Source organism: Micromonospora sp. NPDC048887, from assembly GCF_040649715.1.
Lineage (GTDB): Bacteria > Actinomycetota > Actinomycetes > Mycobacteriales > Micromonosporaceae > Micromonospora.
The window spans coordinates 273,689-292,673 of the sequence record NZ_JBEZGA010000004.1; the positions used below are offsets into that span (position 1 = coordinate 273,689).

General features: G+C 73.9%; 18 protein-coding genes. 13 read left to right on the forward strand and 5 right to left on the reverse strand.

Annotation, left to right across the window (positions count from 1 at the left end):
- Window positions 1-9 precede the first annotated feature (9 nt).
- Window positions 10-939 (forward strand): ADP-ribosylglycohydrolase family protein, encoded by a 930-nt coding sequence (locus AB0C17_RS09000; protein ID WP_357477641.1) that lies wholly within the window; start codon window positions 10-12, stop codon window positions 937-939.
- Between the two features lie 20 nt (window positions 940-959).
- On the opposite strand, the gene AB0C17_RS09005 is transcribed toward AB0C17_RS09000, so the two are convergent.
- Window positions 960-1,892, reverse strand: a complete 933-nt coding sequence (locus AB0C17_RS09005; protein ID WP_357477644.1) for a DUF1775 domain-containing protein — start codon at window positions 1,890-1,892, stop codon at window positions 960-962.
- A gap of 204 nt (window positions 1,893-2,096) precedes the next feature.
- On the opposite strand from AB0C17_RS09005, the gene thrS reads away from it, so the two are divergent.
- The 4 genes from thrS to AB0C17_RS09025 all read left to right on the forward strand — a co-directional run bounded on the left by thrS (window position 2,097) and on the right by AB0C17_RS09025 (window position 6,658).
- A complete protein-coding gene (gene thrS / locus AB0C17_RS09010; RefSeq protein WP_357477647.1) occupies window positions 2,097-4,115 on the forward strand; it encodes a threonine--tRNA ligase in 2,019 nt (672 codons plus the stop codon).
- Between the two features lie 109 nt (window positions 4,116-4,224).
- Window positions 4,225-4,740 (forward strand): HIT domain-containing protein, encoded by a 516-nt coding sequence (locus AB0C17_RS09015; protein ID WP_357469411.1) that lies wholly within the window; start codon window positions 4,225-4,227, stop codon window positions 4,738-4,740.
- A gap of 32 nt (window positions 4,741-4,772) precedes the next feature.
- Window positions 4,773-5,411, forward strand: coding sequence for a hypothetical protein (locus AB0C17_RS09020; protein WP_357477650.1), 639 nt, complete (start codon window positions 4,773-4,775; stop codon window positions 5,409-5,411).
- Between the two features lie 188 nt (window positions 5,412-5,599).
- A complete protein-coding gene (locus tag AB0C17_RS09025; protein WP_357477653.1) occupies window positions 5,600-6,658 on the forward strand; it encodes an aldo/keto reductase in 1,059 nt (352 codons plus the stop codon).
- Between the two features lie 432 nt (window positions 6,659-7,090).
- Here the strand turns inward: AB0C17_RS09025 and AB0C17_RS09030 are convergent, their stop codons facing one another.
- Window positions 7,091-9,247, reverse strand: coding sequence for an elongation factor G-like protein EF-G2 (locus tag AB0C17_RS09030; RefSeq protein WP_357387108.1), 2,157 nt, complete (start codon window positions 9,245-9,247; stop codon window positions 7,091-7,093).
- Between the two features lie 251 nt (window positions 9,248-9,498).
- Between AB0C17_RS09030 and pgsA the strand changes: the two genes are divergently transcribed.
- From pgsA to pdxT, 6 genes are all read left to right on the forward strand, one after another.
- Window positions 9,499-10,119, forward strand: a complete 621-nt coding sequence (pgsA, locus tag AB0C17_RS09035) for a phosphatidylinositol phosphate synthase (RefSeq protein WP_357387110.1) — start codon at window positions 9,499-9,501, stop codon at window positions 10,117-10,119.
- Window positions 10,116-11,048 carry a phosphatidylinositol mannoside acyltransferase gene (locus tag AB0C17_RS09040; protein ID WP_357477656.1) on the forward strand — a complete coding sequence of 311 codons (933 nt, stop codon included), beginning with the start codon at window positions 10,116-10,118 and terminating at the stop codon, window positions 11,046-11,048. The genes pgsA and AB0C17_RS09040 overlap by 4 nt, the downstream gene beginning before the upstream one ends.
- A gap of 9 nt (window positions 11,049-11,057) precedes the next feature.
- Window positions 11,058-12,218 (forward strand): glycosyltransferase family 4 protein, encoded by a 1,161-nt coding sequence (locus AB0C17_RS09045; protein WP_357387114.1) that lies wholly within the window; start codon window positions 11,058-11,060, stop codon window positions 12,216-12,218.
- An 82-nt stretch (window positions 12,219-12,300) separates the two neighbouring features.
- Complete coding sequence (locus tag AB0C17_RS09050) at window positions 12,301-12,804, forward strand: hypothetical protein (protein ID WP_357477659.1); 504 nt, start codon at window positions 12,301-12,303, stop codon at window positions 12,802-12,804.
- 126 nt (window positions 12,805-12,930) lie between these two features.
- A complete protein-coding gene (gene pdxS / locus AB0C17_RS09055) occupies window positions 12,931-13,842 on the forward strand; it encodes a pyridoxal 5'-phosphate synthase lyase subunit PdxS (protein WP_357387118.1) in 912 nt (303 codons plus the stop codon).
- 73 nt (window positions 13,843-13,915) lie between these two features.
- Window positions 13,916-14,521 (forward strand): pyridoxal 5'-phosphate synthase glutaminase subunit PdxT, encoded by a 606-nt coding sequence (gene pdxT, locus AB0C17_RS09060; protein ID WP_357387120.1) that lies wholly within the window; start codon window positions 13,916-13,918, stop codon window positions 14,519-14,521.
- A 34-nt stretch (window positions 14,522-14,555) separates the two neighbouring features.
- Here the strand turns inward: pdxT and AB0C17_RS09065 are convergent, their stop codons facing one another.
- On the reverse strand, window positions 14,556-15,410 hold the full coding sequence (locus AB0C17_RS09065; protein WP_357477662.1) for a helix-turn-helix transcriptional regulator: 855 nt from the start codon (window positions 15,408-15,410) through the stop codon (window positions 14,556-14,558).
- Between the two features lie 206 nt (window positions 15,411-15,616).
- On the opposite strand from AB0C17_RS09065, the gene AB0C17_RS09070 reads away from it, so the two are divergent.
- Both AB0C17_RS09070 and AB0C17_RS09075 read left to right on the forward strand, forming a co-directional pair.
- Window positions 15,617-15,919 carry a hypothetical protein gene (locus AB0C17_RS09070; protein ID WP_357477665.1) on the forward strand — a complete coding sequence of 101 codons (303 nt, stop codon included), beginning with the start codon at window positions 15,617-15,619 and terminating at the stop codon, window positions 15,917-15,919.
- A gap of 234 nt (window positions 15,920-16,153) precedes the next feature.
- Window positions 16,154-16,903 carry a YebC/PmpR family DNA-binding transcriptional regulator gene (locus AB0C17_RS09075; protein WP_357469221.1) on the forward strand — a complete coding sequence of 250 codons (750 nt, stop codon included), beginning with the start codon at window positions 16,154-16,156 and terminating at the stop codon, window positions 16,901-16,903.
- Window positions 16,904-16,970: 67 nt separating this feature from the next.
- Here AB0C17_RS09075 and AB0C17_RS09080 read toward each other — a convergent pair whose 3' ends face one another.
- Window positions 16,971-18,032 (reverse strand): ABC transporter permease, encoded by a 1,062-nt coding sequence (locus AB0C17_RS09080; protein ID WP_357477668.1) that lies wholly within the window; start codon window positions 18,030-18,032, stop codon window positions 16,971-16,973.
- Window positions 18,029-18,922, reverse strand: coding sequence for an ATP-binding cassette domain-containing protein (locus AB0C17_RS09085; protein WP_357387126.1), 894 nt, complete (start codon window positions 18,920-18,922; stop codon window positions 18,029-18,031). The genes AB0C17_RS09080 and AB0C17_RS09085 overlap by 4 nt, the downstream gene beginning before the upstream one ends.
- Window positions 18,923-18,985 lie beyond the last annotated feature (63 nt).

Genomic DNA, 18,985 nt, shown 5'->3' on the forward strand with positions numbered 1-18,985 from the left:
GGGGCGGCGATGACGTTCACGCTCTTTCCCGACGCCCGCCTCACGCTCGCCCGCGACGCGCTGGCCGGCCTGTCGGTGGGCGACGCGCTGGGTTCCCAGTTCTTCGTCCCCGGACGGCACCCGGATGACCTCGCCGCCGGGCGGCTGCCCGAGCCGCCGTGGGAGTGGACCGACGACACCGAGATGGCCTGCTCCGTGGTGGCCGAGCTGGCCGCCGACGGGCACATCGACCGGGACCGGCTGGCGCTGGCGTTCGCGCACCGCTGCGAGCCGTACCGGGGGTACGGGCCGGGTGCGGTGACCGTGCTGCGGCTGATCCGCACCGGCACGCCCTGGCCGGTGGCCGCCGCGTCCGCGTTCGACGGGCAGGGTTCCTGCGGCAACGGCGCCGCGATGCGCGTCGCGCCGCTCGGCGCCTGGCACGCCGACTCCACCCGGCGCGCCGCCGAACAGGCCCGCGCCTCCGCCGAGGTGACGCACGCCCACCCGGAGGGCGTCGCCGGTGCGGTGGCGGTCGCGGTGGCCGCCTCGCTCGCCGCCCGCGCCCGCCTCGACGGCGACCGGCCCGACCCGGCCCGGCTGCTCACCGCCGTCGCGGGGGCGCTCGACCCGGCCGGTGAGGTGCACCGGGGGGTACGCCGGGCCGCCGCGCTGCTCGGTCACTCCGCCGCCGGGGCGGCCGGCGCGCTCGGCAACGGCTCCCGGGTCACCGCGCAGGACACCGTGCCGTTCACGCTCTGGGTCGCCGCCACGCTGCTGCACGACTATCCCGCCGCGATCCGCGCCTGCGTCCAGGCGGGCGGCGACGTGGACACCACGGCCGCCATCGTGGGCGGGATCGTGGCCGCGTACACCGGAGCCGGCACCCCGGGCGGCGTGCCGGCGGACTGGCTGGCCGCCCGCGAGCCGCTGCCCCACTGGCTTCCCACCCCCGCCTGACGGGTCCGTCCCCGCCCCGTTCAGGAGCGTGTGGGGGCGCCGACGGTCACCGGCTCGCCGGCTTCGGGGGTCGCGCTGGCGGGGGCACCGTCGGTGTCGGAGGGCGTGCCGCTGTCGGGGGTCGCGGTCGCGGTGGCGTCGGGGGTGCCGTTGCTGCCCTGCGGGAGGGCCATGGTGTCGCGCCGGCGGCGGCTGAGCAGCCAGCCGATCGCGGCGCCGCCGGCCAGCCCGGCGAGCAGGCCGCCACCGAGCAGCAGGTCCGCGCTCGGCCCGTCGTCCGCCGTACCGGCCGCCGTGCCGCCCGGAGCGCCGTCCTGCGCCCCATCGGCAGCGCCGGGTCCGCCCGCCGCGCCGTGACCGCCGTGCGCACCGCCGTTCGCCCCCGCGCCGGGGCCGCCGTCGTGCGTCACGGTGCCCGGCAGCGGCGGCAGCAGATCGAGCGTCGGCGCGGGGTGCGCGCCACCCGCCGGGTCCGCCCACCGGACCACGGTGCCGTCGTCGTACGTCTGCACGACTGTGAACGTGAGCCGGTCGGTGGCGGGCATCGGTCCCATGCCCAGCGGCAGCCGGGCCGGCCCGGTGCCGGTGCCGGGCATCCGCAGCCAGCTGACCGAGTGGGTCACCTGGTTCAGCTCGGCCGCGTGCATGCCGGGGACCGGCTGGTCGAGCGTGCGGGTGGTGATGGTCGGCGCCCAGTCCGGCACCGACAGCGGATACACCTCCCCGATCGGGGCGTCCGCGGGCATGGTCAGCTCGATCCGGGTGGTCCGGGTGCCGGGCTTGTCCGCCGGCACCAGCACCGACAGTTCGATCGCGTCGCCCTGGCGTACCTGGGCGGGCGAGGTCGTCACCGTCACCCCGGCCGCGTTCGCCGCGCCCGGCCAGCCTACCGCCCCGGCGAGTACGGCCGCCAGCAACGCCGCCGCCCACCGGCCCCGACGGGTCATCCTCATGGTCGTCCCCATCCCTGTCGACTGGGGCCGGCACCGGCTCCGGCCCCACCTGGTAGTTCGGGCTGCGGGGCGAAAAGGTTCAACACGGCACGGAACTCGCCGGGAACGGGCACCGGCGTCGGCGGCGGCGCGGATCCGGGCGACCGATAGCATCGCAGAGGCCGGTCACCGGCCGATCCGTACCGTCGACGACTAGGAGTCACCGTGTCCGCACCCCGTACCCCCGTCGTGGCCGACCCCGTCGTCGTCGCCGCCGGGACGACGGCTGCCGACGCGGTGGCCGCGGCCGGCCTGCCGACGAGCGGGCCGAAGGCGATCGTGGTGGTCCGCGACCCGCAGGGCCAGCTCCGCGACCTGGACTGGCGCCCGGCCGAGGAGGTCGCGGTCGAGCCGGTGCCGCTGGACAGCCCGGACGGGCTGAACGTGCTGCGCCACTCCACCGCGCACGTGCTGGCCCAGGCGGTGCAGGACATCTTCCCGGAGGCGAAGCTCGGCATCGGCCCGCCGATCGAGAACGGCTTCTACTACGACTTCAGCGTCGACAAGCCGTTCCAGCCGGACGACCTGACCAAGCTCGAGAAGCGCATGCAGGAGATCGTCAAGTCCGGCCAGCGGTTCCGCCGCCGCCGCTTCGCCGACCTGGACGAGGCCCGGACCGAGCTGGCGGCCGAGCCGTTCAAGCTGGAACTGATCGAGGTCAAGGGGGAGGGGCTGGACTCCTCCGAGGTGATGGAGGTGGGCGGCGGCGAGCTGACCATCTACGACAACCTGGCCGCCAACGAGGACAAGGTCTGCTGGTCGGACCTGTGCCGTGGCCCGCACCTGCCGAACACCCGCCTGATCGGCGCGTTCAAGCTGATGCGCTCGGCCGCCGCGTACTGGCGCGGGTCGGAGCGCAACCCGCAGCTCCAGCGCGTCTACGGCACCGCGTGGCCGACCCGGGACGAGCTCAAGGCGTACCTGAAGCTGCTCGAGGAGGCCGCCCGCCGCGACCACCGCAAGCTCGGCGCGGACCTCGACCTGTTCAGCTTCCCCGACGAGATCGGCTCCGGTCTGCCGGTCTTCCACCCCAAGGGCGGTGTGCTCAAGCGGGTGATGGAGGACTATGTCCGGGCCCGCCACATCGAGGAGGGCTTCGACTACGTCGGCACGCCGCACATCTCCAAGGAAGGTCTCTTCCACACGTCGGGACACCTGCCCTACTACAAGGACACGATGTTCCCGCCGATGGAGATGGAGGGCAGCGACTACTACCTCAAGGCCATGAACTGCCCGATGCACAACCTGATCTACCGGTCGCGCGGTCGGTCCTACCGGCAGTTGCCGATCCGGCTGTTCGAGTTCGGGACGCTCTACCGGTACGAGAAGTCGGGCGTGATCCACGGCCTGACCCGGGTGCGCGGCTTCACCCAGGACGACTCGCACTCCTACTGCACTGAGGAGCAGGCACCGTCCGAGATCAAGCACCTGCTCGGCTTCGTGCTCAGCCTGCTGCGCGACTTCGGCATCGACGACTTCTACCTGGAGCTGTCGACCCGCGACGAGTCGAAGCCGGACAAGTTCGTCGGCTCCGACTCCGACTGGGCGACCGCCACCGCCGTGCTGGAGCAGTGCGCGCTGGAGACGGGCCTGGAGCTGGTGCCGGACCCGGGTGGCGCGGCGTTCTACGGCCCGAAGATCTCCGTGCAGGCCAAGGACGCGATCGGCCGCACCTGGCAGATGTCGACCATCCAGTACGACTTCAACCAGCCCAAGGGCTTCGGGCTGGAGTACCAGGCCGCCGACGGCACCCGGCAGCAGCCGGTGATGATCCACTGCGCCAAGTTCGGCTCCATCGAGCGGTTCATCGGCGTGCTCACCGAGCACTACGCGGGCGCGTTCCCTGCCTGGCTGGCACCGGTGCAGGTGGTCGGCATCCCGATCCGCGAGGAGCACGGCGACTACCTGGTCGACTTCGCCGCGACGCTGCGGCGGCACGGCGTCCGGGCCGAGGTCGACCTGGGCGACGACCGGATGCAGAAGAAGATCCGCAACGCGCAGCAGCAGAAGATCCCGTTCATGGTGATCGCCGGGGACGACGACGTGGCCGCCGGCACCGTCTCGTTCCGCTACCGCGACGGCTCGCAGCGCAACGGTGTGCCGATCGACGAGGCGGTGGCGCACGTCCGCGAGGTGGTGGATTCGCGCACCAACGCCGGTCCCACCGCCACCGCCGCCGAGTAGGCGGCCCGGCGACCGCGCCGCCCGGGCGGCGGCGCGGTTCGCCCCGGATCGTAGGATCGCCTGTGTGACAGGGGCGGAGCGGGACACCGGGTACGGCGGCGACAACGGTCTGGCGGACGGACTCGACCGGCTCTGGACGCCGCACCGGATGACCTACATCTCCGGCGAGGACCGGCCCGAGGGCGGGTACGAGAAGCCGGCCGGCTGCCCGTTCTGCCTCGCGCCCGGGCTGCCGCCGGAGGAGTCCCTGGTGGTGGCCCGGGGCGAGCACGTCTTCGCGGTGCTCAACCTCTACCCGTACAACCCCGGCCACCTGCTGGTCTGCCCCTACCGGCACGTGGCCGACTACACCGAGCTGGACGAGCCGGAGACGGTCGAGCTGGCCGCGTTCACCAAGGCCGCCATGCGGGTGATCCGGCACGTGTCCAGCGCGCACGGCTTCAACCTGGGCATGAACCAGGGGGGCGTCGCGGGCGCGGGCATCGCCGCGCACCTGCACCAGCACGTGGTGCCGCGCTGGGGCGGCGACGCCAACTTCATGCCGGTGATCGGCCGGACGAAGGTGCTGCCGCAGCTGCTCGCCGACACCCGGGACCTGCTCGCCGGGGCGTGGGCGGCGGCCTGACGGCGGCGGGCCCCGACAGTACGATCTCGCGCATGGCTCTCCTGCACCGCGCGGAACTGCGCCCCTCGAAACTGGAGCTGCTCGCCTCCTGGCTGCCCGGCCGGCAGTGGTTCGCCGGCGAGGCCGGCGCGCCGGTCAGCCGCGTGGCGGCGTACCGCTTCGACGACCCGGCCGGCGAGGTCGGCGTCGAGACGCTGCTCGTGCGCGCCGGCGACGGCCCGGTGCTCCAGGCGCCGCTCACCTACCGGGCCGCGCCGCTTGCCGGAGCTGACGAGCACCTGGTGGGCGTCATCGAGCACTCGGTGCTCGGCCGCCGCTGGGCGTACGACGCCTGCGGCGATCCGGTGTACCCGCCGCTGCTGGCCGCCGCGGTGCTCGCCGACGCCGGTCAGGCCGAGGAATACTTCGAGGTCGACGGAAGGCGCGAGGTGCGACCGGCGAGCATGACGCTGACGGGCAGCCGTACCGGCCGCCCGGTGCCGGCTGGACCGGTGCCGACGGGTCCGGCTTCGGCCGGCGCGGGTGACGGCGGTGTGACGCTGGTCCGGGTGGGGGACGTCGAGCTTGCGGTGGTCCGGCGGCCCGTACCGTCCGACGTTCCGGCGGCGGGCGGCCTCACCGGCACCTGGCCGGGCCAGGACGAGCCGGTGCTGCTGGCCTACGCGCGCTGACGGCTCGCCGGGCGACGGCGTTCCTCCTCAGAGGCGGGACCGAAGGGACGGCCTCGGACCGATATGCCTCAGAGGCATATCGGGTTCAGCACGATGGTCCACCCCTTGGCGTCACGCGGCGTGATCGCGGTCGGACTCTCCGGCTACGAATCGGCCCGCGGTCGCCGGGAAGGTGACAGGATGCGGCGGTGGCAGTCGACACACGACAGTTGGGGCGCAGCGGCATCGAGGTGAGCGCCCTCGGCATGGGGTGCTGGGCGATCGGCGGCCCGTGGGCCGAGGGCGCCCGCCCGCTGGGCTGGGGCCGGGTCGACGACGACGAGTCGGTACGCGCCGTCCGCCGTGCGCTCGCCCTCGGTGTCACCCTGTTCGACACCGCCGACACGTACGGCGCCGGGCACGGCGAGCGGGTGCTGGGGCGGGCACTGGCCGGCCGGCGCGACGAGGCGGTGATCGCCACGAAGTTCGGCTACACGTTCGACGAGCGCACCCGGCAGGCCACCGGCGAGAACGCCTCGCCGCACTACCTGCGCCGGGCGGTGACCGACTCGCTGCGCCGGCTCGGCACCGACCGCATCGACCTCTACCAGCTGCACCTGGGTGACCTGCCGCTGCCCCGGGCCGAGGCGCTCATCGGCACGCTCGACGACCTGGTCGACGCCGGCCTGATCCGGTCGTACGGGTGGAGCACCGACCGGGCCGACCGGGCCGCCGCCTTCGCCCAGGTCGCCCGTGGCGCCGCCGCCGTGCAGCACGCGCTGTCGGTGCTGCGCGACGCCCCGGCCATGCTCGACGTCTGCGGCAAGCACGACCTGGCCAGCCTGGCCCGGGGGCCGCTCGGGATGGGCCTGCTCACCGGCAAGTACACGCCGGAGTCCACGCTGCCCCGCGACGACGTACGCGGACTCGGGCCGACCTGGCTGGAGTGGTTCCGCAGCGGCCGGCCCGCCCCGGAGTGGCTGCGCCGGGTCGCCGCCGTCCGCGACGCGCTGATCGCCGACGGCCGCACCCTCGCGCAGGGAGCGATCGGGTGGATCTGGGCGCGCAGCGACAGGGCGGTGCCGATCCCCGGCGCCCGTACCGTCGCCCAGGTCGAGGAGAACGCCGCCGCGCTGGCCCGGGGTCCGCTCGCCCCGGACCACTTCGCCGAGGTGGAGCGGCAACTGGCGGCGGTACGGCGGGCCGCCCTGCGGGACGCCGACCGCCCCCACTGGCCGATGCCCCCGGTCCCCGCCGTCCGCCCCTGACCGCACTTCCACCCACCAGCCGACCCCGTCGAGCCGACCCCTGCCCCGGCCGACCCGCCCGCCGAGCCGACCGCACCCCCAAGCCGACCGCACCTCCCAAGCCGACCCCGCCGAGCCGACCCTGCCCCGGCCGATCGCGCCCGCCGAGCGACCCCGTCAAGCCGATCGCGCCCGTCGAGCCGATCGCTCCCACGCGACGAGATCGGTGTCCCAAATCCTGAGGCCACCGCAGATCTTGGTACGAAAGGGCCCCTATGAGGGCCACTTCCTACCAAGATCTGCGCAGTCCTGACCCAACCCCGCCCTCGGCGGCGTCGATCTTGCACTTAGTGCCCTCCCGTTGCCGGAAATGCACCGCTTGCCGGGGCCGCAAGTGCAAGATCGCGGGGCCGAGGCGGGGGAGGGGAGAGGGGAGGAGGGGGGAGGGTGGGGTCAGCGGGTGGTGGATTCCTTGCGGGCCTGGTCGGCCAGGTGGGCGGGCATGGGTTCGTGGCGGGCGAACTCGCGGCGGAACGTACCGGTGCCGGCGGTCATCGAGCGCAGCTCGACGGCGTACCGCAGCAGTTCCGTCGCGGGCACCTCGGCGCGGACCAGCGTGCGGCCCTCGGCATCCGGGTCCGGCTCGGTGCCGAGCACCCGGCCGCGCCGCCCGGAGAGGTCGCCCATCACCGCGCCGACCGACGTGTCGGGCACCCGTACGGTGATCTCGTCGACCGGCTCCAGCAGCGTCGGCTGGCCCTTCTCGGCGGCGTCGCGCAGCGCCAGCGCGCCGGCGGTCTGGAACGCCGCGTCGGAGGAGTCGACGCTGTGCGCCTTGCCGTCGACGAGCGTGACCCGCAGGTCCACCACCGGGTAGCCGGCGACCAGACCGCGTTCCATCTGGGCCCGGACGCCCTTCTCGACCGACGGGATGTAGTTGTGCGGGACCGCGCCGCCGACCACCCGGTCGACGAACTCGAAGCCGGCGCCCCGGGGCAGCGGCTCCACCTCGATGTCGCAGACCGCGTACTGGCCGTGGCCGCCGGACTGCTTGACGTGCCGGCCGTGCCCCCGGGCGGCGGCGCCGAACGTCTCGCGCAGCGGCACCCGGACCGGCTCGGTGTCCAGCTCGACCCCGCCGCCGCGCAGCCGGTCGAGCACCACGTCGGCGTGCGCCTCGCCCATGCACCAGAGCACCAGTTGGTGGGTCTCCGGGTTGCGTTCCAGCCGCAGCGTCGGGTCGCCGGCGACCAGCCGGGACAGGTTGCGGGCCAGCGCGTCCTCGTCGGCCCGGCTGCGCGCCGTGATCGCCACCGGCAGCAGCGGTTCCGGCATCTCCCAGGGGGCGATCAGCAGCGGGTCGTCCTTGGCCGAGATGGTGTCGCCGGTCTCCGCGCTGCCCGACTTGGTGATCGCGCACAGGTCACCGGCGACGCAGGCGGGCACCTCGCGCAGCGTCGCGCCCAGCGGGCTGTAGACGTGGCCGACCCGCTCGTCGGCGTCGTGGTCGGGGTGGCCGCGCTCGGCCATGCCGTGCCCCGACACGTGGATCACCTGGTCGGGGCGGAGCGTGCCGGAGAAGACCCGCACCAGCGAGACCCGCCCGACGTGCCTGTCGACTGTCGTCTTGACCACCTCGGCGACCAGCGGGCCGTCCGGGTCGCAGGTCAGCGGCGGGCGGGGCGAGCCGTCCACGCCGGTGACCGCCGGCAGGTCGTGCTCCAGCGGGGACGGGAACGCCGCGACCAGGCCGTCGAGCAGCGCGTCCAGGCCGACTCCGGTCTCCGCGCAGACGGGCACCACTGGATAGAAGTGGCCCCGGGCGACGGCGGTCTCCAGGTCGGTGATCAGCACCTCGGGGTCGATCTCCTCGCCGCCGAGGTAGCGGTCCATCAGGGTCTCGTCCTCGCTCTCCGCGATGATTCCCTCGATCAGCTCGTTGCGGGACTCCTGGATGGCCGGCAGGTGCTCCGGGTCCGGCTCGCGCACCGCCGCCGGCAGCCCGGCGGAGTAGTCGAACACCCGGCGGGTGATCAGCCCCATCAGGCCGGCCACCGACTCGCCGTCGTCGCCGAGCATCGGCAGGTAGAGCGGGAGCACGTTGTCGCCGAAGACCCGCTGGCACAGCGCCACCGCCTCGTCGAAGTCGGCCCGCGGGTGGTCCAGCCGGGAGACCGCCACCGCCCGGGGCATGTCGACGGCGGCGCACTCCTCCCAGAGGGCGGCGGTGGCGGCGTCCATGCCGTCCACGGCGGAGACCACGAACAGGGCCGCGTCGGCGGCGCGCAGCCCGGCGCGCAGCTCGCCGACGAAGTCGCCGTAGCCCGGCGTGTCCAGCAGGTTGACCTTGACGTCGCGGTGCACCAGCGGGGCGCAGGCGAGGCTCACCGAGCGCTGCTGGCGTACGGCGGCGGGGTCGTGGTCACAGACTGTGGTGCCCTCGGTGACGGCGCCGGCGCGACTGATCGTGCCGCTGGCGGCCAGCAGCGCCTCGACCAGCGTGGTCTTGCCGGCGCCGGAGTGCCCGACGAGCACCACGTTGCGGACCCTGCCGGGCTCGGTCACCACCGGCGCGCCGCCGGTGACACCCTTCTCGTTCTTCTGCGCCATCGCGGCGCACCTCCCTCAACCGGTGGTGGTGGCGACCGCCGCGGGCGACGGGGAGCGGACCCGGGACGGGCGCCGCGGCGATATCTTCCGGTGATCTGCTGCCGGATGCGAACGCGGACCGGTGATCCGGTGAACTGGCTCACCTCCTGGCTCGATCTCACACCCGCACGGGTGCCCGCACAAGGGCCGTCGGGCGGGTCGTACGCCCGGCTGTGTCCCCGGCCGTTGCGGGCCGTTATCGTGGGACCGCCATGGCGAAGATCTTCCAAGTGACGGCCCGCGCGGGCATGACCCGCGTCGTGGAGCCGATCGCCCGCACGCTGCTGCGTGCGGGCGTGTCCCCCAATGCGGTCACCGTGACCGGCACCCTCGGCGTGCTCGCCGGCGCGCTCGGCTTCGGCGCGCGCGGCCACCTGGTCGCCGGCGCGCTGATCGTCACGGTCTTCGCTCTCACCGACCTGCTCGACGGCACGATGGCGCGGATGAGCGGCGGGTCCACCCGGTTCGGGGCGTTCCTCGACTCGAGCATGGACCGGATTGCCGACAGCGCGGTGTTCGGCGCCGTCGCGTACTGGCTGGCCACCGAGCACGACTACTCGGGCGTGGCGGCGGCGCTGATCTGCCTGGCCGCGGGTGGGCTCGTCTCCTACGTCAAGGCCCGCGCCGAAGGGCTCGGGATGACCTGCAACGTGGGCATCGCCGAGCGCACCGAGCGGCTGCTCATCGTCGGCGTCGGCGGCCTGCTCACCGGCGTCGGCGTCCGGCACGCGCTGGAGATCGCGCTCTGGCTGCTCGCCGCCGTCTCGATCTTCACCGTGGGGCAGCGGATGGCGCACGTCTACCGCCAGGCCCAGCGGGTCGGCGCCGAGTGAACCTCACCGAGGCGGGCTTCGTCGCGGGCTGGCGCCTGGTCCGGGCGCTGCCCCGGCCCGTCGCGGCGGCGGCCTTCCGGATGGGCGCCGACCGCGCCCACCGCAAGGACGGCGGGGGTACGCGCCGGCTGCGCGCCAACCTGCGCCGGGTGGTCGGACCGGAGATGCCCGACGCGGAACTGGACGCGCTGGTGCGCGAGGGCTTGCGCTCGTACGCCCGGTACTGGATGGAGGCGTTCCGGCTGCCCGGCCTGAGCCGGGCGGACATCCTCGCCGGGTTCCGCCTGGACGGGCAGGAACTGCTCGCCGCCGACGTGGCGGCCGGGCGGGGGGCGGTGGTGGCGCTGCCGCACGCCGGCAACTGGGACGCGGCCGGTGCCTGGGTGGCGGCCACCGGCTGGCCGATGACGACTGTGGCGGAACGGCTTCCGGACGGCGTCTACGAGCGGTTCGTCGGGTTCCGGGAAGGGCTGGGCATGGAGATCCTGCCCAACCAGGGCGGCCCGCGTCCCGCGTTCGACGTGCTGGTGGACCGGCTGCGCGCCGGTTACGTGGTGCCCCTGCTCGCCGACCGGGACCTGTCGGCCCGGGGCGTCGAGGTGGACTTCTTCGGCGGCCGGACCCGGATGCCGGCCGGGCCGGCGCTGCTGGCCATCCGCACCGGCGCACCGCTCTACGTGGCCTCGATGTGGTACGAACCGGACACCGCGTGCGCGTCGCTCGAGGGTCCGCTGCCGCTGCCGGACCCGGACAGCGCCCCACTCGACGCGCGGGTGCGCGCGGTGACGCAGCGGATTGCCGACGGTCTGGCGGCGGGCATCGCCCGGCATCCGCAAGACTGGCACATGTTGCAACGGATGTGGCTGGACCAGGGCCGGGACGGCACGCCCGCGTCGGCGCAGCCGCCGGCCACCACCGGGACGGTCTAGGGGGACGCCATGCGGATCGGCATCGTGTGCCCGTACTCCTTCGACGTGCCGGGCGGCGTGCAGAACCACGTCATGGACCTGGCCGAGGCGCTGCTCGGGCTCGGTCACGAGGTGAGCGTGCTGGCACCCGCCGACGAGGACTCGGCGCTGCCCCCGTACGTGGTGTCGGCCGGCCGGGCGGTGCCGCTGCCGTACAACGGTTCGGTGGCCCGGATCGCGTTCGGCCCGGTCTCCACCGCCCGGGTGCGGCGCTGGATCACCCGGGGCGACTTCGACGTGCTGCACGTGCACGAGCCGCTCACCCCGAGCCTGTCGATGCTGGCGGTGCTCTGCGCGCGCGGGCCGGTGGTGGCCACCTTCCACACCGCGATGACCCGCTCCCGGGTGCTGTCGGCCGCGCAGGGCGCGCTCCAGATCGTGCTGGAACGGATCACCGCCCGGATCGCGGTCAGCGCGCTGGCCCGCAAGGTGCAGGTCGAGCACATGGACGGCGGCGCGGTGGAGATCCCGAACGGGGTGGCGGTGGCGAAGTTCGCCGGGGTGCCGCCGCTGCCGGGCTGGCCGGGGGAGTGCGCCCCGGGCACCGGCGGCACGCTGGGGTTCCTGGGCCGGTTCACCGAGCCGCGCAAGGGCTTCCCGATCCTGCGGGACGCGTTCGTCGCGCTCGCGCCGCACCGCCCCGGGCTGCGCCTGCTGGTCGCCGGGCCTGGTGACGCCGACGAGCTGTACGGGCGGTTCCCGGCCGGCCTGCGCGACCGGGTCACGTTCCTCGGCCTGGTCTCCGAGGCGGACAAGGCACGCATGCTGCGCAGCGTGCACCTCTACGTGGCACCGAACACCGGAGGGGAGTCCTTCGGGATGATCCTCACCGAGGCGCTGGCCGCCGGCACCACGGTGGTCGCCAGCGACCTCGACGCGTTCCGCCGGGTGCTCGACGGCGGGCGGGCCGGGTGGCTGTTCCCGACCGGCGACGCGACCGGGCTGGCCGCCGCGCTGTCCGAGCTGCTCGACGACGACGGCCGCCGCGCCGGGCTGACCGCCTGCGGCGACCAGGTGGTGGCGAATTTCGACTGGCCCGTGGTTGCCCGCCGCGTTCTGGAGGTATACGCAGCCGCGATCGAGGCCACCGACGGCCGGGTCATGGACCAGGAGTGGGCGGGACTGGGCTGACCGCTGTGGCCGCCGCGGCCGCTGTGACGAGCGCGTCGACCGGTGCGAGCGCCGGCCGGCCGGGATGAGGAGCAGCACTACGATGCCGGGCATGTGGTGGGTGGTGGGCGCGGTCGTGGTGCTCGGGCTGCTCTCGGCGTACCTGATCTGGACCTCCGGGCGGGTGCAGCGGTTGCAGATCCGCGCGGACTCGGCGGCCCGCGCGCTGGACGCGCACCTGCTGCGCCGCGCGGCCGCCGCCGCGGTCCTGGCCGAGCAGCGGTACGGCGTGGAGCTGTATGCCGCCGCCCGGATCGCGCTGGACGCCGTGCCGGAGGAGCGCGAGGCGGCGGAGAACGACCTGACCCGGCAGCTGCGCGCGGTGCGGCTGGACCCGGACGACCCGGCCTGCGCGGCGGTGATCGCGGCGAGCCGGCGGCTGGCGCTGGCCCGGCAGGTGCACACCGATCTGGTCCGCGACGCCCGCTCGGCGCGCGGGCGTCCGGTGGTGCGCCTGTTCCGGATGGGACGCGGGCGGGAGTGGCCGCGCTACTTCGACATCGACGATCCCACGCTGGCGTCGCACGCGGACGTCACCACCGGCTGATCCACCGGCCGTGACCGGGGCCACACGGCAGACCACCGGGGGTTCGATTGGCGCTCGGACCGGCGCCGCGCCGGTCGTAGCATTCCTGCGCAGTCACCTCCCGAGTGCGCCGAGGAGCGATGTCCCGTGTCTGAATCCGCAGCCCCGACCGCCGCCACCGCCGTCGGCACCGCCCGCGTCAAGCGCGGCATGGCCGAGATGCTCAAGGGCGGTGTGATCATGGACGTGGTCACCCCCGAGCAGGCGAAGATCGCCGAGGACGCCGGCGCGGTGGCCGTGATGGCCCTGGAACGCGTGCCTGCCGACATCCGCGCGCAGGGCGGCGTGTCCCGGATGAGCGACCCGGACATGATCGACGGCATCATCCAGGCCGTCTCGATCCCGGTGATGGCAAAGGCCCGTATCGGCCACTTCGTCGAGGCGCGGATCCTCCAGGCGCTCGGCGTCGACTACGTCGACGAGTCCGAGGTGCTGACCCCGGCCGACTACGCCAACCACATCGACAAGTGGGCGTTCACCGTCCCGTTCGTGTGCGGGGCGACGAACCTGGGCGAGGCGCTGCGCCGGATCACCGAGGGCGCCGCGATGATCCGCTCGAAGGGCGAGGCGGGCACCGGCGACGTCTCCAACGCCACCACGCACATGCGGAGGATTCGGCAGGAGATCCGCCGGCTCCAGACGCTGCCCGACGACGAGCTGTACGTCGCGGCCAAGGAGCTGCAGGCCCCGTACGAGCTGGTCAAGGAGGTCGCCGAGCTGGGCAAGCTGCCGGTCGTGCTGTTCACCGCCGGTGGCATCGCGACCCCCGCCGACGCGGCCATGATGATGCAGCTCGGCGCGGAGGGCGTGTTCGTCGGCTCGGGCATCTTCAAGTCCGGCAACCCGGCCCAGCGGGCCGCGGCGATCGTCAAGGCGACCACGTTCCACGACGACCCGGACGTGCTCGCCAAGGTGTCGCGCGGGCTGGGCGAGGCGATGGTCGGCATCAACGTCGACGAGATCCCCCAGCCGCACCGCCTCGCCGAGCGCGGCTGGTGAGCGCAAGGAAGGGCCCCCTGTTAACGCCTGCGGTAGAGGCGGGGCCCCCTCTTAACACCCCGGAGGGAGCATCGTGGCCGTACCGGTGATCGGCGTGCTCGCACTTCAGGGCGACGTACGCGAGCACGTCGCGGCGCTGACCGGCGCGGGCGCCGACGCCCGGCCGGTGCGGCGCCCGGGCGAGCTGGACGCGGTCGACGGCCTGGTGGTGCCCGGCGGCGAGTCGACCACGATCAGCAAGCTGGTGGACATCTTCGAGATGCGCGAGCCGATCGACAAACGGATCGCCGCCGGCATGCCGGTCTACGGCTCCTGCGCCGGCATGATCATGCTGGCCGCGCGGGTGCTGGACGGCCGACCCGACCAGCGTGGCTTCGCGGGCGTCGACATGACGGTGCGGCGCAACGCGTTCGGCCGTCAGGTCGACTCGTTCGAGGCGCCGGTGGCGCTCACCGGCGTCGACGGCGGCCCGTTCCACGCCGTGTTCATCCGCGCGCCCTGGGTCGAGCGCGTCGGCCCGGACGTCGAGGTGCTCGGCCGGGTGACCGACGGCCCGGCCGCGGACCGGATCGTCGCGGTACGGCAGGGCAACCTGCTGGCCACCTCGTTCCATCCGGAACTGACCGGTGACCTGCGCCTGCACCGCCACTTCGTGGAGCTGGTCCGGGCCGCGTCCTGAGTGGCATGCGGCCCGCCCGCCGTCCGGACCGCCGTCAGCCGGCGACGGCGCGCAGCTGACCGGGCCGCCGGCCGAGCAGCCCGTCCAGGGCGGACGCGGAGGCGGCGTCGGCCGGCAGGTGGACGACGATGCGCTGGTGGGCGGCGTCGGCGATGTCCAGCGTCTCGTAGGCCAGCCGCAACGGACCGGCCTGCGGGTGCCGCAGTCCACGCACGCCGGTACGCGGCGCGGCCACCGGACGCCGCCGCCATCGCTCGGTGAACGGCGTGCCCACGGTGCGGGCCAGCCGCTCGGCGAACGCGTCCGTGGCCGGGTCGCCCCGTCGCAGCCGGTGCAGCTCGGCGACCTGCTGGTCGGCCAGCTCCGCCCACTGCGGGAAGTGGTCGCGGGCGCGTTCGTCGGCGAACGTGAACCAGAGCAGGTTGGGCCGGCTGCCGTCGAGTAGGCCGAGTGGCCGGCCCAGCCGGTCGAACGCGTCGTTCCAGGCCAGCACGTCGCTCAGCCGGTTGACGACGTACGCCGGGTTGCCCCGCAGCCCGTCGAGTACGGCCCGGACCGTCGGGCGGACGGCGCGGGCCACTGACGTCCGTTCGTGCGGGCACAGGTGCCGGCTGTGGCCGACCGTCGCGAGCTGGTGCAGGTGGTCCCGGTCGGCGTCGTCGAGGAGCAGGGCGTCGGCCAGCGCCGCGAGGATCTCCGGCGAGGGCCGGGTGTCGCGCCCCTGCTCCAGCCGGGTCAGGTATTCGACGCTGACCTGGGCCAGCGTCGCTAGCTCCGCCCGGCGCAGACCGGGCGTGCGGCGGCGCGGGCCCGCGGCGAGCCCCACGTCGGCCGGGCGCAGCGCCTCCCGGCGGCTGCGCAGGAACGCCCCCAGCTCGCCGTCCATCATCGGCCCAGTCTCGCACCGGCGGCGGGCCGCCGGGTGGCCCCGGCAGGGCCAGCCTCGCGCCGGTCTCCCGGTGTGGCGGCGGCCGGACCGACGATTCCCGGCATGAGGACGACACAGAGGACAGGACCGGTGCGGATCGGTCCGACAGTGGGAAGTGCCCGCCCCGGCCGTCGCGGCGCCGCCGGGGACGGCCCGGAGCAGGTGGTGTGAGCGTGGAGATGATCCTGATCCGCTACCGGATCCGCCCGGAGCGCCTGACCGAGCACCTGCGCCTGCTGCGCGCCGTCCACGACGAGCTGGCCCGGCTGCGGCCGTCCGGTTTCCGCTACGTCTCCTACCGGCTCGACGACGAACGCAGCTTCGTCGAGGTGGCCACCGCGCCGGAGCTGCCTGGGCCGCTGCCGCAGCTGGAGTCGTTCCGGCGTTTCCGGGCTGGTCTGGAGGAGCGCTGCGAGGAACGCGAGACGTTCGAGCCGACGGTGGCGCTGTCGTACGGTTTCGGGGAATGAGTGGCCGGTCTGTCCCCGGTTGTGCCGGTTCGGGCGGCCTGGGACGGGCCGGTGCCGTGCGGCGCGTGACAGTCACCCGCCGGTCGCCGGTAGGATTGCCGAGATTCGGCAGGGCCATCAGCCCGCCGCGGCTCCCAGCAGAGATCACGGCACCTCGGCGTCGGCGTGAGCCGGCGGGGGAGCGGGGCGTGTGGTGCGGTCGATGCAGACGGCGGGTAGCAACGGAGGTAACAGATGTCCGGCCACTCAAAGTGGGCGACGACCAAGCACAAGAAGGCGGTCATCGACGCCAAGCGCGGCAAGATGTTCGCCAAGCTGATCAAGAACGTCGAGGTGGCCGCCCGTACCGGCGGTGGTGACCCGGCCGGCAACCCGACTCTCTACGACGCCATCCAGAAGGCGAAGAAGAACTCGGTCCCGAACGACAACATCGACCGCGCGGTCAAGCGCGGCTCCGGCCTGGAGGCCGGCGGCGCCGACTGGCAGACCATCATGTACGAGGGCTACGGCCCGAACGGCGTGGCGATGCTGATCGAGTGCCTCACCGACAACCGCAACCGGGCGGCGACCGAGGTGCGCACCGCGCTGACCCGCAACGGCGGCTCGCTGGCCGACGCGGGCTCGGTGTCGTACATGTTCTCCCGCAAGGGCGTCGTGATCGTCCCCAAGGCCGGCACCAGCGAGGACGACGTGATGATGGCCGTCCTCGACGCGGGCGCGGAGGAGGTCAACGACCTCGGCGAGGCGTACGAGGTGGTCTCCGAGCCGGGTGACCTGGTCGCGGTCCGCACCGCGCTGCAGGACGCCGGCATCGAGTACGAGTCGGCCGAGTCCTCCCTCATCCCCAGCGTGAACGTGCCGCTGGACGAGGAGGGCGCACGCAAGATCTTCAAGCTGATCGACGTGCTGGAGGACTGCGACGACGTGCAGAACGTCTTCGCCAACTTCGACGTCTCCGACGAGGTCATGGCCGCCGTCGGCTGACCCCGCCCGACGTGCCGAGCGCCGGCCACCCCGTGATCGGGTGGCCGGCGCTCCGCGTCTCGCGTGGTCAGCCGATCGGCTCGCGCTGCCGCCACGCCGTGCGCACCGAGGTCCGCCCGTTGGTGCGCAGCAGCGAACCCTCGTAGATCCGGGCCCCGGCGAGCAGGAACCCGGCCGCCGCGAGCAGCAGCAGCGCCAGCGACACGAACGGCTCCCACGTGGCCGCGTCGCCGGTGAACAGCCGTACCGGCATCGCGGTCGGCGCGGAGATCGGCAGGTAGGACAGGATCCGCATCGCGGCGGCGTTGTCGTTGAGGAACACCACCGCGAAGAACGGCGCCATCACGGCGAGCTGCACCGGGGTGGACGCCCCGGCGATGTCCTCCTGGCGGTTCACCAGCGCCCCGGCGGCCGCCCACATCGCCGCCAGCAGCAGGAAACCGCACAGGAAGAACGGCACGAACCAGCCGATCGCGGGTGCGATCAGGCCGAGCAGGTCACCGCCGTCGGTCAGGCGCATGCCGATCAGCGCGACGGCCGCGATCAGGGTGATCTGTCCCAGCGCCAGCGCGCCCGCCGCGAGGATCTTGCCGGCCAGCAGCGCCCGGGCCGGCACGGCGGCGACCAGGATCTCCACGATCCGGGTCTGCTTCTCCTCGGTGACGCTCTGCGCGATCTGCAACCCGAACGTCTGGGACATGAAGAAGAAGACGAACGCGAAGGCGAACGGCACCAGGTAGCCGACGAGCGGATCCACCGCGTCCGGGTCCAGCAGCTTCACCTGCGGGGCCGCGCTGAGCGCGGAGACCACGTCGTCCGGGGCCCGCTCGTCGGCGACCACGACCGGACCGGCGACCACCGCGGCGTCCGCGTCGCCGTCGCGTACCGCCTGTTCGGCGGCGCCGTCGTCGGCGACGAGCATGACGTCCAGCCCGGCCGCGCGCAGCGGTTCGGCGCCGGCCGCGGTCACCGCGACCGTGGACGGGCCGCTGCTCATCAGCGCCGGCACCACAGTGGCGACGACGGCGAGCAGCAGGAAGATAAGCGTGCTGTAGAGGAACGTCTTGTCGCGGATCTTGACCTTGATCTCGCGGGCCGCGACCAGCCGGGTGGCCTGGAACGTGTTCACTGGTTGACCTCTCGGAAGATCTCGGCGAGGGACGGGGTGACCGGGCCGAACGCGCGGACCGGGCCGCGCTCCAGCGCCGCGCGCAGCACCGCCTGGTCGTCGGCGGGCGGGTCCACCTCGAACACGGCGCGCGCGCCGTCGAGGTCGACAAGCCGCACGCCGGGCTGGTCGCGCAGCCAGCCGGCGTCGCCGTCGACCACGAGCGAGAACCGGGGCAGGGTGTACGCGGCGCGCAGCTCCTCGCGGGCGCCCGCGGCCCGGATCGTGCCGCCCGCGATGAGCACCAGGTCGTCGCAGAGCCGCTCCACCACGTCGAGCTGGTGGCTGGAGAACAGCACCGGCGCTCCGGCGGCGGCGCGCTCCCGCAGCACCGCCACCACCATGTCGACGGCGAGCGGGTCGAGCCCGGAGAACGGCTCGTCCAGGATCAGCACCTCCGGGTCGTGCACCAGCGCGGCGGCGATCTGCGCGCGCTGCTGGTTGCCGAGCGACAGCGTCTCCAGCAGGTCGTCGGCCCGCTCGCCCAGACCGACCCGCTCCAGCAGCGCGTCGGTACGCCGGCGCGCACCGGCGGCGTCCAGCCCGTACAGGCGGCCGAGGTGGACCACCTGCTCGCGGGGCGTCATCTTGGGATAGAGGCCGCGTTCCTCCGGCATGTAGCCGAACCGGGCCCGGGCCTCGCGGGTGAGCGGCCGCCCCCGCCATGTCACCTGCCCGGCGTCCGGGGCGAGCACGCCGAGAACGATCCGCATGGTGGTGGTCTTGCCGGCGCCGTTGCCGCCGACGAATCCGGTCATGCGCCCGGCGGTCACGTCGAAGGAGACGTCCTTGAGCACCTGACGGCCGCCGAAGCTGCGGTCGACGCCGTCGAGGCGGAGCACGCTGGTCATGATCCCGACGCTACGGCCGGCCGTCGCTCCCGTCGTCCCACCGTGGGGCGATCACGAGGTCCG

Excerpts from the sequence above, each read along its gene's own strand:
- AB0C17_RS09020 (WP_357477650.1), top strand. The coding sequence starts at position 4,773 with ATGGCTCTCCTGCACCGCGCGGAACTGCGCCCCTCGAAACTGGAGCTG.
- AB0C17_RS09050 (WP_357477659.1), top strand. The coding sequence starts at position 12,301 with ATGCCGGGCATGTGGTGGGTGGTGGGCGCGGTCGTGGTGCTCGGGCTG.
- AB0C17_RS09045 (WP_357387114.1), top strand. The coding sequence starts at position 11,058 with ATGCGGATCGGCATCGTGTGCCCGTACTCCTTCGACGTGCCGGGCGGC.
- AB0C17_RS09075 (WP_357469221.1), top strand. The coding sequence starts at position 16,154 with ATGTCCGGCCACTCAAAGTGGGCGACGACCAAGCACAAGAAGGCGGTC.
- AB0C17_RS09065 (WP_357477662.1), bottom strand. The coding sequence starts at position 15,410 with ATGATGGACGGCGAGCTGGGGGCGTTCCTGCGCAGCCGCCGGGAGGCG.
- AB0C17_RS09085 (WP_357387126.1), bottom strand. The coding sequence starts at position 18,922 with ATGACCAGCGTGCTCCGCCTCGACGGCGTCGACCGCAGCTTCGGCGGC.
- pgsA (WP_357387110.1), top strand. The coding sequence starts at position 9,499 with ATGGCGAAGATCTTCCAAGTGACGGCCCGCGCGGGCATGACCCGCGTC.
- AB0C17_RS09030 (WP_357387108.1), bottom strand. The coding sequence starts at position 9,247 with ATGGCGCAGAAGAACGAGAAGGGTGTCACCGGCGGCGCGCCGGTGGTG.
- AB0C17_RS09005 (WP_357477644.1), bottom strand. The coding sequence starts at position 1,892 with ATGAGGATGACCCGTCGGGGCCGGTGGGCGGCGGCGTTGCTGGCGGCC.
- AB0C17_RS09000 (WP_357477641.1), top strand. The coding sequence starts at position 10 with ATGACGTTCACGCTCTTTCCCGACGCCCGCCTCACGCTCGCCCGCGAC.